General features: G+C 33.7%; 16 protein-coding genes. All 16 read right to left on the bottom strand.

What is annotated here, in order from left to right; translation table 11 throughout:
• Nucleotides 1-1,182, bottom strand: coding sequence for a hypothetical protein (locus VK179_16425; GenBank protein HLO60338.1), 1,182 nt, complete (start codon nucleotides 1,180-1,182; stop codon nucleotides 1-3).
• A gap of 2 nt (nucleotides 1,183-1,184) precedes the next feature.
• The gene (locus VK179_16420; protein ID HLO60337.1) at nucleotides 1,185-2,183 is read right to left on the bottom strand and encodes a nucleoid-associated protein; all 999 of its coding nucleotides are present in this window, start codon (nucleotides 2,181-2,183) and stop codon (nucleotides 1,185-1,187) included.
• Nucleotides 2,184-2,272: 89 nt separating this feature from the next.
• The gene (locus VK179_16415) at nucleotides 2,273-2,629 is read right to left on the bottom strand and encodes a restriction endonuclease subunit S (GenBank protein HLO60336.1); all 357 of its coding nucleotides are present in this window, start codon (nucleotides 2,627-2,629) and stop codon (nucleotides 2,273-2,275) included.
• Between the two features lie 17 nt (nucleotides 2,630-2,646).
• A complete protein-coding gene (locus tag VK179_16410) occupies nucleotides 2,647-2,775 on the bottom strand; it encodes a hypothetical protein (GenBank protein ID HLO60335.1) in 129 nt (42 codons plus the stop codon).
• Between the two features lie 646 nt (nucleotides 2,776-3,421).
• A complete protein-coding gene (locus tag VK179_16405) occupies nucleotides 3,422-4,204 on the bottom strand; it encodes an FRG domain-containing protein (protein ID HLO60334.1) in 783 nt (260 codons plus the stop codon).
• 158 nt (nucleotides 4,205-4,362) lie between these two features.
• The gene (locus VK179_16400; GenBank protein ID HLO60333.1) at nucleotides 4,363-6,075 is read right to left on the bottom strand and encodes a DUF262 domain-containing protein; all 1,713 of its coding nucleotides are present in this window, start codon (nucleotides 6,073-6,075) and stop codon (nucleotides 4,363-4,365) included.
• A 189-nt stretch (nucleotides 6,076-6,264) separates the two neighbouring features.
• Nucleotides 6,265-7,275 carry a toll/interleukin-1 receptor domain-containing protein gene (locus tag VK179_16395; GenBank protein ID HLO60332.1) on the bottom strand — a complete coding sequence of 337 codons (1,011 nt, stop codon included), beginning with the start codon at nucleotides 7,273-7,275 and terminating at the stop codon, nucleotides 6,265-6,267.
• Between the two features lie 177 nt (nucleotides 7,276-7,452).
• A complete protein-coding gene (locus tag VK179_16390) occupies nucleotides 7,453-7,581 on the bottom strand; it encodes a hypothetical protein (GenBank protein HLO60331.1) in 129 nt (42 codons plus the stop codon).
• Nucleotides 7,582-7,976: 395 nt separating this feature from the next.
• A complete protein-coding gene (locus VK179_16385) occupies nucleotides 7,977-8,714 on the bottom strand; it encodes a hypothetical protein (GenBank protein ID HLO60330.1) in 738 nt (245 codons plus the stop codon).
• Nucleotides 8,698-9,003 (bottom strand): hypothetical protein, encoded by a 306-nt coding sequence (locus VK179_16380; protein HLO60329.1) that lies wholly within the window; start codon nucleotides 9,001-9,003, stop codon nucleotides 8,698-8,700. The genes VK179_16385 and VK179_16380 overlap by 17 nt, the downstream gene beginning before the upstream one ends.
• A gap of 250 nt (nucleotides 9,004-9,253) precedes the next feature.
• Nucleotides 9,254-10,048 (bottom strand): hypothetical protein, encoded by a 795-nt coding sequence (locus tag VK179_16375; protein ID HLO60328.1) that lies wholly within the window; start codon nucleotides 10,046-10,048, stop codon nucleotides 9,254-9,256.
• Nucleotides 10,041-10,478 carry a hypothetical protein gene (locus VK179_16370; GenBank protein ID HLO60327.1) on the bottom strand — a complete coding sequence of 146 codons (438 nt, stop codon included), beginning with the start codon at nucleotides 10,476-10,478 and terminating at the stop codon, nucleotides 10,041-10,043. The genes VK179_16375 and VK179_16370 overlap by 8 nt, the downstream gene beginning before the upstream one ends.
• Nucleotides 10,459-11,433, bottom strand: coding sequence for a hypothetical protein (locus VK179_16365; GenBank protein ID HLO60326.1), 975 nt, complete (start codon nucleotides 11,431-11,433; stop codon nucleotides 10,459-10,461). The genes VK179_16370 and VK179_16365 overlap by 20 nt, the downstream gene beginning before the upstream one ends.
• Nucleotides 11,434-12,217: 784 nt before the next feature.
• Nucleotides 12,218-12,985, bottom strand: coding sequence for a hypothetical protein (locus tag VK179_16360; protein HLO60325.1), 768 nt, complete (start codon nucleotides 12,983-12,985; stop codon nucleotides 12,218-12,220).
• A 160-nt stretch (nucleotides 12,986-13,145) separates the two neighbouring features.
• Nucleotides 13,146-13,778: a hypothetical protein gene (locus VK179_16355; GenBank protein ID HLO60324.1), complete on the bottom strand. Its 633-nt coding sequence runs from the start codon at nucleotides 13,776-13,778 to the stop codon at nucleotides 13,146-13,148.
• A 716-nt stretch (nucleotides 13,779-14,494) separates the two neighbouring features.
• The gene (locus VK179_16350) at nucleotides 14,495-15,868 is read right to left on the bottom strand and encodes an NAD-dependent succinate-semialdehyde dehydrogenase (protein ID HLO60323.1); all 1,374 of its coding nucleotides are present in this window, start codon (nucleotides 15,866-15,868) and stop codon (nucleotides 14,495-14,497) included.
• Between the last annotated feature and the right edge of the window lie 2 nt (nucleotides 15,869-15,870).

Here is a 15,870-nt window from a genome sequence, read left to right as displayed (position 1 = left end):
TTAAAAACCGAGAAAGGATTTAAAAATACAAATCAAAGTATTGTTAGCTAAGGAAAGCATAAAAAGTCCGATTGCAAAAACTGTTGAAAGCCAAACCAAAACACGAATAATGTTCAAGTAACATTTCTGTTGCCTGTATAGTGTTCTGATTTTAGCAAATGTAGTAGTGAAGTCATCACCTAAAAGTGCAATCTTCTTTTCATCAACTGAACTTTCAAATCTCGTTACATCGTCTGAAATAAATTCTAAAGCTGAAAACTGGTTGCGAAGTAAAACCTCTAATAAAATACTAAACACTAATGCACTTAGAATTAAAGCAATATTGAAATAGATTTTCTCCCCCGTCAAATCAAACTGTCCAATGATTATTAGAAATGCAACTGGAATAGCAACCAACTTACTTTGTGCATCATTTATAACTGATTGAAGCTTCTTACTATAATCAATAATCTCTTTGTCAATTTCAGATTTGAATTTAGTGTAAGAGTATTTTTCAAGATATAAACTGTGGCTCTTTTTGTAATTTACAAAAAGATCTTCAAAGTTTTTAAGAAGATGCTTAAACCTATTTTTCATTTCTGGAATCTTCATTAAAGAAGAAATCAATTCGTTGATAAAAATTATTTTACGTTCTTCTTTATCTGCAGAATCTGATATGTGAGTTATCAAAGCACTAACATCTTTAAGTTCTGTTAAGTCTACAATATCATAGTCGGTAGTCAATACAAGTTGCTTTGCCTGAAAGAAAACAAGTTCTCTTTCTTTTTGGTAATCTGAAATGCCAATGAGGAAATTAATAAGCTGTGTAGTCGCTTCAAAGTTTTGAATCTCCTTTGGTTTTGCACTATGCTTTGAATCAAACTCTAATGAATGAACATAGAAGCGATTATCAGGATACTCTTGACTAGAAAACCTTAAAAGTTCTTCAAGTGTTTCATAATATTTCTCGTTTGAAAGTTTGAGAGGAAAAAGTTGAATTTGGATTTCTTGTCCATCTGATATTTGTTCAATGGATTTATTTTTTCCATCAACCAAAACAAATTCTTCAAGACATTTGCCTATAAATAAGTTTTTTAGATTTTGAATTTCGTTTGCATCAGGTGTAAGTATTCCGACAATTTCATTAACTGAAATTGAAACGGGTTTTATCTTTTTCCTGATATAAATAAAATCATCTAACATAACTATCCCTCATCTTCAGTGTTGGTGAGTTGTTTCTTTAACTCATCCGGAACATTTTTAATTCTCAATTCATTTTTGTTTTCGTTGTAAAAAATGCTATCATTTATTAATGAACTGTCGAATTCAATTGTAAGTTTTTTACTTCGATAAACATAGAATTTCAAACTTTTCAAGGTTTGTCTGTGTCCTTTCACATAAGCACTCACTCCGTACTTTTCACTGGCAGCATATTGTTGGAATAATTCGGGATTATCCTCGTCAATCATACTTGAAATATGACTTAACGAAATATCTTCTCTCGTTTTTATTTTCTCAACACAATAATTGAATACACGATTTCTAATATCTTCTTTTTCGTTGTTGTCTAAATCAAGTTCTCCAATGTAATCCAACAAAGCAACTTTCAAATTCTTTGAAGATTGCTTTGCAGTTGTCTGGTCAGTGCAACCAATGAAGTGTCTGAAATACTTTGAAATTTCTTTTCTTCCCTTTGCAAAAGATAAGTATGTGTCCTCATTGTTTTTCCATTTTGTAATGTTCAATGTGTTTGCTAAGTCAAGTTTTTCAATGTCCAAAACCAACACATCGTAAATTCCTAATTGAGCATTGACATTAAATCGCTTTTTGCTATTCAACATCATCACTAAAATAAATTCTTCATTATTCACCGTGTAATGAGCAAAAATTACATTACCACCTGTTGCTTGCTGTTCTTTCTGAATCACTGAAAGAAAATGTTTCATTGCTTCTGTTGTGAATTGCAGAAAATCAGTTTTACCATCAAGATAATTTTTAACCAATGTTTGATATGGATAACTGACTGCACTACTTTCAAAGATGCCAAAATTTGGATTAGACTTGTGATAGTAAACCTCCTTTGATTCAGAAATAAACTCTTTTTCAGTTTCCGAAATGATATACGGTATCATTCTCAATTCAAGTTTTGCTACTCCATTTTGTTCCTTCAAAAGTTTGTGAAGGATTAGTTGATGTAATTCCATATCGGATTGGTTTTAAAGTTCATTTTTAAATGTTTTGGCTTTAAACTAAGGCATCAATATTGTTAATTCTTTTTAGTACTCACTCATTTCTAACTTTTAAATGCTTCGTTAATAATTGAAGGTAGAAGTTCTACTATTTCTTTCAGTACTTCGGCATGTTGGCTTGTAATATTTTGAATTTGCCCCAATTTGAAAACTATTTCTTTCTGTTCTGATAAATCTGAAAATGGAATTTGATATGATAAAACTTGTTGTGGTCTTATTGATGCGTAGTTGGTTGATACTTTCGCTTCAACTTGTTCAAGAAACCAAGGTTGCTTCAAACAATATTCTAAAAATTTTGCATGAAGTTTAGTTTCATCAATTTTATAAAGGAAGTAATGACTACTCACTATTGAACCATTAAGTGCAGGCGGGATGACTCCATAGCCGCCAAAAGTGTCCATATGGATTAAGAAGAGATTCATTTACCCTCTATATCAACACCAACCACCAGCCACCCGATTTCCTCTACCTTTGCCCTTTTGCTCCGCTTTGTATTGACTGGCAGTATCTTAAAGGATTCTGAAAGATAGTGAAAAATCAGATTCATGAAGAAAATTTTCTTATAGATGCGGGTACTCCTTAATACTTCGAACCGTTAAAAAGTAACCCCCGGTTGAAAAATATTTTTATTATTCCGATTCATAGTGGCTCATTTCGTCTTCGTGATCATTGTGAAGCCCTGGTGAACTTTGTGTTACATTTTATTTGTATTTTGGATCAAATAGTAAACTGATATCCCTGACTTTTTTTGTTGTCAAAAGAGGTACTTCATATTTTGACCTTCACAAATTTTCCGCATGATATTTTTTGTTAAAAATTTGGTTTTGCCGTAGAACAATGTTAGGCAACGTAATTTTTTAACTGTATTTTTCAATTATACTTTTGTAATAACCAAAAAAGCCTTCAGCCATACCATCTCTAAATACTACGCCCTTATTTTTGTTAATGTCTTTAGGGTCTCTAAATGAAATTGCACATAAATAAGAATCATCCTTAAATCGACAAAATATTCCGTCAATTTTTGTAAAATCATTAACGTTTTATGGTATGGTGTCGTGCGGGATTACCAGACGATTCCCTATCAGTTTACAGCGCTTTTTTTACGTGACACGAACCCTGCAAACCTTTGAAACCCGCATGCACTATACCATTTGTTGGCAGCAGTTGTATCAAAAATTTGTTATGAATATTGTTTAGCTTTTTTCATCTTTCGTATCCCTGTTTAGCCTGTCAAGAATTCTTTTTATTTTCATGGATGGAGGTGGTAATGGAAATGAAAATTTATTCTGCATTAAGTACTTATCATTTAATACATTGCTAATCCCATCTAATCCAGGCGTAATAAAATTCTGATTGATACCTAACATGTTTAAGTAATGTCTTATTTTGGCTCTTTCACTATAAGGAAAAATGTACTTTCTGATATTATTATACTTTGCATCAAAATCCTTCCAAGGAGCATGACATACCAGAAATATTGAAGATTGGTTAACTAACCTTGGAGAAATAAGTCGTGGTTCAAGTAAGTGCGATTCTTTAAGTTTTTGAATTTTTTCAAGGGTCAATTTCCATGGATCACCCATCCATGTATTTATCCAATAGATATAAACTGCAAAATCTGTATCTGTGTCTGGATACGCAGCAAAATATAATGCAACAAGTGGGTTATATGTCCAATCCAATAATCTTGTTGAAAGTCCATGGTGTCTGGCAAGACACATCCAATCAAGGTCGCCAATCGGCTTGATGCTTGTATATGCCATTGACTGTCTTTGAAAATTACGAAGAAGATTCCTTTCTACATTTAGAATAAATGATTCGTCCTCCTTATCTTTTCGTGGATATCTTCCAATTGATGGTCTTAACGTAAAACTTGCATCATGAACCCCGCGAAAAACCCAAGTGTTAATCTGATGCCAGTCCTTTTGGGTTTTTTTAATGAAATCTTCAATCCCTTTTACTCTAATTATTTTCATATTTTGATGAAATAATGTTTCTAAGTTACCACAATTGCTGCCAACGTCGTTTCTGTGCGCTCACTTGTCGTGTTATCCTTTAGTTTGCCAAGTGAACATGCATTAGTAGCCCCTCCACACGGTAATTACGTATGACCGTTTGTTGGCGGCTGTGCTTTTTAATTTTTCCAAATATCCTTTGCTTTATCATATAAAAAATCAGCTCTATTTTTAATCGTTTGTTCATCCCAATTTGGTGAAGTCAAATATTGGCTAAAAGTATCTAAGCCAATTGCATAATGCTTTAGGCCTTTTTTATCACCAGCCCCATTCTTCTTAATATTCCAGTTACTATTACTTATCGAAGAATTTAGAGAGGAGGGAATAATTGTCAAATTACCTAATGTCAATAATATTCTATTTCTTTCAAATTTATCTTCTTGGCTTGCTAATTTACCCCAATTACGCTCCCATTTTTTTGGCAATATATGTTCTAAACTATACCTATTTAAACCTAATAGTGATGTTGAATGTAATTGTCGGTTTCTAATTTTAGTTTCAATAAAGTAAAGTATTCCAGTTGATTGCTTATTGATAAGCTTGGATTTATTAAATCCGTCTTTAAGTTCAGAGTCTGACGGCATACTATTTACTTTATCTGAACGGCCATCAATAAATGCTTTTAATCTATCTTTTGATAGGATACTATTTGAGATTAAACTCTCTGAGAACAGTTGATTGTAATTTTTATTATTTGAACGACAAATCATTCTTCGTAATATGTATGATTCTATATAGTCAAAGATTTTATCTCTTTCAATTGTGTCTGTGACATTTTTAAGAACAAATAAAATGTAGGGAATTAAAGTAGTATTTTCTAAACCCCAAATAATGGCATTTATACGCTCAATACCACTTTTTTCAGTTAATTCATTACCTACACATTCAGTATTAAAATTATCTTGGAAAATCTTGGCATACTCTTTTATTTCTGAAATAATACTTTGCTTTTCTATATTGTAATCTTTAATAAATCGCTTATATGATTCAAATAATCCTTCAACCTTCGAAAATTCAAGCTTATCATTCGTTTTAACTTTTAAAGTGCTATCCTGAATTTTTATTTGTAAAAATGAATAGAAAAACAAATCAATAAAATTTCGTTGCAATCTACCAGCGATTACTTCAGTATCCCAAAAATCCTTTGTCTCATTATCTTTTTCAAAAATGCATTGCCAATTCTCCTTATATGATTGAATATCATCTCTACTAAAGAAATAGTTCTTTAGTAGTTCTGCTGTTGTTAGTTTAACTCCAAGTGAGTTTATTGTATCAAATATTTGTTGCTCATCATCGCTAACTCCTAAGTCGATACCAACAAACATAATATTTGTAAGTATATTTTGAAAATTTAGCTTTTCAACAGCAATATTTTCAACAAAATAGTTATATGCTTTTGTGATATTGTCATCGGAATCTAACTTTTCTTCATTCTCTAGGCTTAGTATTTTATTGAAGGCCAGAACGTCAATATGGTTATGATATAGAGCTATTTCATTATTTTTCATTGGCAGTCTAAAGAGACTTGATAGGTATGAGTTTTGTGTTCTCAAACTTAAGACCTTAAAAAATATACACAATGTTGTCAATCTTTGCTGTCCATCAATAACTGTCCGCTTATCTCCAATACTTTGTTGTGAATCTGTTAATTGCTGTTTCAAAATAACAGAGCCAAGAAAATAAGGTCTATTGTTGTGTGAAACATACTCCATATCATTTATAAATCTATCCCATTGGAGAGTATCCCAAACATAAGATCTCTGAAAGAAAGGTATTTCTAATATTTTATTACCATTAAAAATATCATTAATTGTTCTTTTTCCTGCTTCCATTTTCTTGTTTTTAGTATTTAATTATCAGTGTAGTAGTGTTTTTTAGCATTGCCGCAATAACGTCTACGGGATGACCTCGTTGCGTTGTCCGTGCGATTACTTATTTAGGTACTACTAAGTTACTCAGAAGAACAAAGATACGCAAACCGCTTACCAGCAATAGGTTATGCCGTTTGTTGTAAACCGTTCTTATGTACTATTCTTCAGTTTATCCTTGACGTATTGAGGAATTGGACCCAATTCAGGCTCAATATCACAATCAAATAATGATAATACTAATTGTTCAAAATCTGCATCTGAGATTTCTGGATTTTTACCCCAATTAACAGCTAATTTTGATTTCATATATATTGGTAAAGCTTTATCCACAGATTTCTCTCGAATTAAAGCAATATATTTTGTTTTTGAATCACCTTGACTAAGCATATCTCCTTGAATTATCATAGTTTCCCAACCAACCCCCCCTTTTCTTATGTCAGCTTTTATCATGTAGTTGTAATCACAAATCAAGATAACTTTGTCTGCAAGAATTAATTCGTTTGTCATCCATTGAGGTAAATCAACTCCTGGCTTAAGATGAAATGCATCAATTCTTGCATCAATCCCATTTTTACGTAGTTTTACGACTAAATTCTTTACCCACAAGGCATTATCTTTGTCATCTCCAGCATAACTAATGAAAACTCTAGGGTTCTTAGTTTTATTACCATTTACTTTATCAGTATTAGCCTCAAAACCAGATTTGAGATTATTATAAACCTCCCTTGAAGGTGTATATATTATAAACTCTAATGATTCTGAGTTTCTGCTAGAAAACTTTTCTATATATGACTTGAATACAGATAATGAAGATAATTTCCCCGCCCCTGTACCTAAAAGCGGAAGATTGATTTTTCTAAGTTTTTTTGAAATACTGAAACTAATTATATCTTCAGAAATACTTTCTATTGCTTCAATATTTGAATTATTATTAGTGGCTTCCACAGATGCTGCAAAACCAACAAATTCAGCATTTTCCAGACTCAGCCTGGTTTCTATATATTGTACTTTTCCAAATGGGATAGAGTTCTTAGGCCCTTGAATTCCATTTGTTTTAAGATTGTCAAAAACCCACCTTGTTACGCCTCCTTCAGAATTGCATGGAATTATTAGAAGATCACATTTTTCGTCGAAAATACTCCCTAATTTTAGTTGAATCATATCTAGTTATTTTTAGAATGGTTTACAGAATTAGTATATACAAACTTTGTCCGGCTAAGTACATGTGTCTCCTCTATATGAGTACTGACTAAATTGTAGATCCATCTCATGCAATGACTTCATTTTTTCTATTCCGACGCTAAAACAGTAGTGTCCATTTGGATTAAGAAGATTGATTCATATACCTTCTATATCAACACTGATCGCCAGCCACCCGATTTCCTCTACCTTTGCCCTTTTGCTCCGCTTTGTATTGACTGGCAGTGTCTTAAAGGATTCTGAAAGATAGTGAAAAATCGGATTCATGAATGAATGTTCGACTTTTGAAACTGTATGTAATCGATTTATTACCTGGCCAGAAAAAGGGCGCTGCAATAGCGCCCCTTTGGCCAAACTATAACACCCTTGGATAATTTTCATATTTATGCGGGTACTCCTTAATACTTCGAACCGTTAAAAAGTAACCCTCGGTTGAAAAATATTTTTATTTTGATGATACGTAGTGGCTCATTTCATCTTCGTGATCATTGTGAAGCACTGGTGAACATTGTGTTGAAGTTTTTTACATGTTTTGGTTCAATTAGCAAACAGATATTCAGGACTTTATCTATTGGAAAAAAGGTACTCCGTATGTTGACCTTCACAAATTTACCGCCTGATTTTTTTGCTTGTTTTGCCTTAGAACAATGTTGTGGGTAGTTCTAATTATTCGTCCTTATTCCACCATCAAGCTTAATTGCACCAACATGATTTCCTGTCGCTAATATTGGATTGTTATTATTATAAGAAATTTCTATGTATTGATCTTTAGAAGCTTCATTAAAAGGCGTTGTAAATGAAAGCAAACAATTTACCAGTTTTAATGAACAGTTTTCAGAACTTGGTCTTTCATATCTATATAAATAAAATGCAACGCAATCACCCTCTGCTATATAATCAATCTCAATTTTTCTAGGAAGTAGAATTCTTTCTGGATTTTTTGCTTCAAAGTATGAGTCTGTTGTAAGATTTATAGCCTTGCCACCGTTATATCGATTTTTAATAATTAAGAACACATTTGCACCTTGCAGCTCTTCATCATATTCAGAATCAGAAGTATTTCTTAATTCCATATTTTTTATTCCATTAAAATGCATAATTGCTGGTTTCTCAGAACTGATAAATAACTCACATAAGACCTCAGGCCGATTCATGGCTTTCTGTGAATTTAAACTTACTTCAGCCATTTTTCTAGTAACCATAACAAGCCAAAAAGTTACAAGTATGTAAAATAGTTGAGCCAAATCTTTTAAATCAGATCTGTATTGAGCAAGTGAATATCTTTCACTAATTAATCCAAGTATATTTGGAAAAAACCAAAGTATAAGAACGACAAGGAATAATAAGGTAGTACAATATAAAGGAATGTCATTCCTATTAGGTTTAAATAATTTCTTCATTTGACCAAGTGTCTTTAAGATTATCCCATCTCTCTCTTAATTCTTTTATTTGAATTTTTAGATTTTCTACATACTGATCAGCTTCTTCTTGTTTATAAAAACCATACGGAGAAATAGAAGGGAATCTGGTCACTCTTGATTTTGAATCCTTGCCCGTTTCAGTTTTGATAACTATGGTTGGCTCACCAAATATTTTAAATTTTTCTTTGTCAGATTCTGTAAATTCTGATAATTCAATTATTACATAATATCTGCCTTCTTTAAGTTCCTTTTTGATTCTAAATTGCATATTGAATGATTTTTTTAATATGAAGCTTAATAAAGATAATTAAAATTGTGGTTTCTTCACAAATTGTCAAAAACATATGTGGTGAATGTCTTTTTCTCAGAATTACCCACAACGTTGCGTGTATGAAACGTTTGGCATTTCGAAGCGATTCCTTATTAAGTTACAACTACTTTTGATACGAGCAGGAACGCTTGATAACCAACTGAATGCCAAATGTTTTATACACGTTGTTGGCAACTGGACGTTTTTATCATTCGTTATTTAGTTTTTCTTTTCTTTTAATCCATTGTGAAGAAATTTGATCGTTATGCTTTTTAAAGATAGTGCTATCAAGATTTGTTGTAGCCCATGATTTTATATTGTAGTAATCTAAAACAGGTTTCAACAATTTGGCATTATCTTTAACTTCAACAGTCTTGCTACCGATATTGGTTAACTCAATTTTAAAACAATCATTAACACCTTTAACTCCTGTATAGTAAACTATTAAAATAAAGAATTGAGACAACATAATCAGCGGAATACTAATTTCAAAAAGCAATCTTACAATATCACTACCTCCTATCGAAAAAATCGAAATCAAAAAAGGGATTGAGAATAAGAGCATTTTCATAGCGTATTTAAACAGCATTTTTCTCAGCGTCTGTTCTGTATGAAAACTACTTTCATACGTATTTATCGCTAATTTCTTCACTCCATGAGGAATTTCATCATTATTATAGTATCCTTCAGAATTACAATCTGAATAACATGTTCCAAAAGAATTATCAATCAAATCACCACGCTTTACTTTTTCCGCCGAATAAAATAAATATTTTGCGACACTTGAAAGTCCGATATATCCAATCATTGAAACATAACTTAGCACTTTTACTAAATCAAGAATTGTTTTTGAACTAATTTTAAATTGAATTAGTGGTTCAATTTTCGGAATTAGCCACAGGTAAATGATTGCAAACGCAGAAAATAGAAGGCAATAAAAAGCAGCCTTTTCAAATTTACTTACAGTAGTGTAATTGCTATCAAATGGTACTATTCTAGTCATCTTTATCTTCTTTAATTGTATTTGATGCATGATGCGATTCGGGTCCAAACCACTTACCTGTTTGCAACCAGGCTTCGTAAAAATATAACCAAGCTATTGTCCAAGACATTATTTCCTTTGCGATAAGTTTTCGAGAATCCCATTTAAAATCATCAGAATGGTATAAGCAGAGACTTTCTGTATTTTTATAAAAATGTGGTGGATTTTCAACAAGTTTAGGTTCAATCACATGAACTTTTGGCGACAACGCCCCCCTATATTCCACACTAACTGTATAAACTGGCAATTCTGGCTTAATCAATAAATCACCTACAAATGTTACTTTATCATTAGACAAATGCTTTGCCTTAAATTGAGGGTATTTTGACTTTATAGCCCCAATTTGTGCTGATACATTTGGCTTTTGTTTATTAAAGAACTTCATCTCCATAAAAACCTTTAGATGCCGATAAACTGCTTCCAACTGAGGTGGAAATTCCTGCAATACTAGAATATTTCAGAGTGCCTTCGGTCAGTGATTTTGAAATATTTTTTGCTTCATCTTCATCTACTGTTGGAAACTCCTTACCAAAGACCTCTTTCCATATTTTTTTGGCTTCAACTTCGTTTTTTTCTGAATAAAACTTATATGCTTCGTTCAATTTGTCCTTTACCTTTTTTACTTTTATTAAGGATGTTTCATATTCATCATTTGATTTAAATTTACTTGAAAGCATATTGTATTCAACATTATTAAACCATTTTCTTATACCTTCCTCAAAATTTGTAAAGTTGTTAATTTTGAAAATATTTATTGCAATTTCCTCAATATGGTAAGAAGGAATTGTTTTGGTATTAAAATCTCGATTCCAATATTTAACTACTCTGATTATTTGTTTTAGTTTATAATCTCTTACTCTGTGAGTATCATCAAGGTCTTTAGTCAACATCTTTGGATATGAAGTAGTCCATGATTCTAAATCGTAATTTGGAATATAGTAACCTCCTCCTAGAATCTCAAAACTTGGTAAAACGTCAAAATCTTTGTCGCTTAAATGAATCGTGACACAAGGTCTGTCTTGTTTTACTTTATCCTTATAATCATTTTGCTTGTTTAGATAGTTTTTAATTTTGGTCAATACACTTTGAGGATTTGGTTTATTACCGTATTCATCTTTCCACTCCTCAAAATCCAAAACGGCAAATAAATCAACATCGTTCAAAGGTCGAATTATTGTATCTCTTTCCCATGAACCATTTGTGAAACATTCATTAACATATAGATTGCTTTCCTCATCTTTCAAATGACTTTCCAAATTTGATAATGAATTTTTTATATTTTCTTCTTGTCTGTCAGTTATCGAAACATTATCGACAAGTTTTTTTATTGATTCAAGTAGTGTCATATTATTAGGTTTTAAATTTCACATTCAATCTGATAGGTTGCAGTGTCCTTTCTTCGGCTTGTTGCCAACATTATTATATACGAACTTTGTCCGCCAAAGTGCAAATGTCTCCTCTATATGAGTACTTACTAAATTGTAAATCCAGCTAATGCAATGACTATATATTTTCTATTCCGACGCTAAAACAGTAGCGTATTGTTGGATAAAGAAGACTGATTCATTTACCCTCTATATCAACACCGACCTCCAGTCACACGATTTCCTCTACCTTTACCCTTTTGCTCCGCTTTGTATTGACTGGCAGTTTCTTAAAGGATTCTGAAAGATAGTGAAAAATCAGATTCATGAATAGGTAAATTTTCTTATAGATGCGGGTACTACTTAATACTTCGAACCGTTAAAAAGTAACCCCCGGTTGAAAAATATTTTTATTATGCCGATACGTAGTGGCTCATTTCGTCTTCGTGATTGTACTCTTTTGTCTGCCACACAAAAGAGTACCAGAAAAAACACCTCGGATCCTGCCAGAGGCAGACAGGGAAGAAAACCGGGCTCGCCCTTGTCGCACAACCGTCGCAATCCGGGCCGTGCGCCCCGGTTTTCCGTCCCGACATTGTCGGGAGCCAACCGACCCGCATGGCAAGCTTTGAATGTCGTTTGGGCTTTGATTTGCATACTTTTGATGGTATGGTGTCGTGCAGGAATACTATGCTATTTCCAATCAGTTTACACAGACCTTTTTAACGAGCTACCAACGCTTGTAAACCACTGAAACCCGCATGCACTATACCATGTGTTGCCAGCTGGCTTTTTTTAATTTATCATTTAATATTTCTTTAATTATACCCGTTCCAATAATTTTATCACCTTCTTTAAATTCGAAATCCATTCCTTCAGTCAAGCTGTTTGTAAAATGGTCAACTGATAAAATTTTAATTCTTGCTTCAACAGTATCTCCAGGATAAACAATATCCTTGCCGATAAAAGTTTGTTGTCCTGAGGTTTGCATTTCTTCAAAATTAAATTTTACTTGTGGGCGATAACCTGAATGAGCTGGTGTTTTTCTTCCCCCTTGTTCTGTTGACTTATAAGTTAGAATTGCAATAAAATCATCGTCTCTATCAATCATATTTGGTTCTTGTTCATTACGATATAATCTATGAATTGGATTTATTGAATAAATAAATGCTATCGATGGTTTCCCAGTTTCCATTAGAAAATCCAAACTTTCACCATATATATCTATTGTCCTAAAAATTGTAGTGTTTATTTTTATATTCTTGTAGTCACCATAAACAACGTCATCAAGGTCGATAAATTCAATCTGATTTTGCTTCCCATCAATCTGTCCGACAATTCTTTTTGTTGTAATAATTGTCCAGTTGCTTTTATTTAGTATAAATTCTACAATAGGAAGTTCGTCATCCAATCTATCAAAAAATTTCAGATTATCAGAAAAAGGAATTTTTGTCTTATACCACTGATTTATGTCAATCGAATGTCTTTTAATCGAAGCAATCGTAATATTTTTTATCGATTCATGACTTTTCATGTGCAGTGTCTTTTAAGCTTGCTGGCAACGGTTGGCGGTATGACCTGTAATAGATTGCGAGCGATTCACTATCAAGTTACACGAAGCATTGAAACGGGCTATAAACCTTCGCGTACCTCTGAAACCCTTATTGGCTATACCGCGTGTTGGCAACCGCTTTTTATTTTTTCATATCAATTTTTTTATCAATTTGTTCGCCATTTTCCCAAGTCTTCGCTATCAAATCACCATTTTCATCACGATATAAAAGCCCTTTTGAGTCTTTATTTTCCTTCAAATCTGCAATATCGAAGTCTCGAATCTCAAAATTAAATAACTCAGTCCAATTACTGTTTTTGTAAGAAAGAATCTGATAATAGTTTACATTTGACCAATCAGCCCAATCAACTATTAATCCCAATTCGTCAGAACCATCATTGTCTAAATCGCCTTCATTTTTTAAAAATGCTAATCCAAATAGCTGATATTTATCCTTATTTACAATCAAAGGTGTTAGGCTATTTGAAATCAAACGACAAATCGGTTTTTTCTTAATTGTCAATGCAACCAAACTATCATATTCAATATCAGAATATTTGTTGGTCTCTTTTCCGTCAATTGAACTAATAAATGATTCTTTTAAGGTGTCAATACTTTCATCACCGTTAAAATCACCAGTAATCATTAATCTATCGCTAAAATTGTCTGTTGTGGTTTTGATTTGTGAATCTTTTGAATCCAATGACAATTTTGTGGTCTTCGATTGACATCCAAAAATCAAAATACTTATTATTAATCCTTGTAAATATCTCATGTATTTGTGTCATTTAAAATGGTTGCTAACATTAGCATATACGAACTTTGTCTGCTAAGTGCCTATGTCTCCTCTATATGGGTACTGACTAAATTCATCTCATGCAATGACTTTATGTTTTCTATTCCGACGTTAAAACATTTGTGTCCATTTGGATTAAGAAGACGGATTCATATACCTTCTATATCAACACCAACCGCCAGCCACCCGATTTCGTCTACCTTTGCGCTTTTGCTACGCTTTGCATTGACTGGCAGTATCTTAAAGGATTCTTAAAGATAATGAAAAATCGGATTCATGAATGGGAAAATTTTCTAATAGATGCGGGTACTTCTTAATACTTCGAACCGTTAAAAAGTAACCCCCGGTTGAAAAATATTTTTATTTGCCGCTACTAGTGGCTCATTTAGTCTTCGTGATCTTTGTGAAGCCTTGTGAACGATTTTTAAAGAATAAATCAACGCTGCAAATTTAAGCACAAACGACATTCAAAGCTTGCCATGCGGGGCGGTTGTCCACGGATGGCGCGGAAAACCGGGACGCACGGCACGGATTGCGACGGTTGTGAGACAAGGGAGAGTTTTAGCAAAAAAAATCAGGTGGCGAATTTGGGTTAGTCAACATACGGGGCACCGCTTTTTACAACAGAAAAAGCCCGGAATATCAAGTTGCTAATTGGCTGACTCTGCTGCAGATTCTGCCTGATGAAAATTGAATTAGAAGTTATTGTTCAGTTTTTTTATATATACCGTTTTTACATTTACAAACTCCCGTATTCCCTGCTGCGAAAGCTCCCTTCCATAGCCTGATTTTTTGATTCCACCAAAAGGAAGCCTGGGGTCCGATTTCACCATGGCGTTGATAAATACAGAACCTTCATTGAACAGTGGGATTAATGACATGGCCTTTTCATAATTGCCGGTGAACAGCGAAACACCCAATCCGAAATCAGACAGGTTTGACAGATTAACAGCCTCCTGTTCGTCCCTGGAAATAATGACCGGTGCGACAGGACCAAAAACTTCTTCGTCAAACACCGGCATACCGGGCCTGACATTAACAAGAAGGGTAGGGGGGTAAAAGGCCCCTTCAGGCCGGCCTCCTCTTATGATCCGTGCGCCCATCTCAACCGATCGGCTTATCTGTTTCCAAACAGTTTCTGCCTGTTGAACGGACGATAATGGTCCGATTTCTGTATCCTTTTCAGCGGGATCACCGGTACGCAAGCCCTGCAATTTATTATCGAACATTGAAATAAACTGATCGGCTATTTTTTCGTGAATGATGAACCTTTTGGCCGCTATACAGCTTTGCCCGGCATTCTGCATCCGGGCTTTTACCCCGGTTTCAACTGCATTATCCAGGTCAGCATCATCAAGTACCACGAAAGAGTTACTGCCACCCAGTTCGAGCAATGATTTTTTAATTTTCCTTCCGGCGCATTCCGCCACTTTACTTCCGGCAGCCTCACTCCCGGTGAGAGAAACAGCCTTCACTGTATCACTTTCGATAACCTTTTCAATTCGTGAGGATCCGATGACCAGGTTTTGAAATATACCCTTCGGAAATCCGGCTTTGAGAAAAATACTTTCAATATTTTTTGCACATAGTTGCACATTCGAAGCATGTTTCAGCAACACGGTGTTGCCGGCCATGATGGTAGGCACAGCAAAACGAAAGACCTGCCAGAAAGGAAAATTCCATGGCATTATGCCCAGGATCGGCCCAAGCGGTTCATAATGGATAAAGCTTTCGGTTGCATCGGTGAGAATGATCTCAGGCCTGAGGAAATCGGCGGCATTCTCTGCATAATATTGACAAACCCAGCTGCATTTCTCAATTTCTGCGATAGATTCCCTGATAGGTTTGCCCATTTCGGAGGTGATCGAACGGGCATATTCGTCCTTGTTTTCAATTAGAATTTTTGAAGCCTGAATCATAAGTGATTTCCGGAGATCCATATATGAGTTTTTCCATTCTTCAAAAGCGGAAACAGTTAGATTCAGAGCCATTTCAACCTTCTCATCTGAAAACTCTTCATATTCGCCGATTACCTGGTTGGTAAATGGATTTATGCTTTTTAATGCCATGG

The sequence above is a fragment of the Bacteroidales bacterium genome, from assembly GCA_035299085.1.
Taxonomy (GTDB): Bacteria; Bacteroidota; Bacteroidia; order Bacteroidales; family UBA10428; genus UBA5072.
Note: the sequence above shows the minus strand (reverse complement) of the source record. Positions and strands in the feature narration are given on the sequence as shown.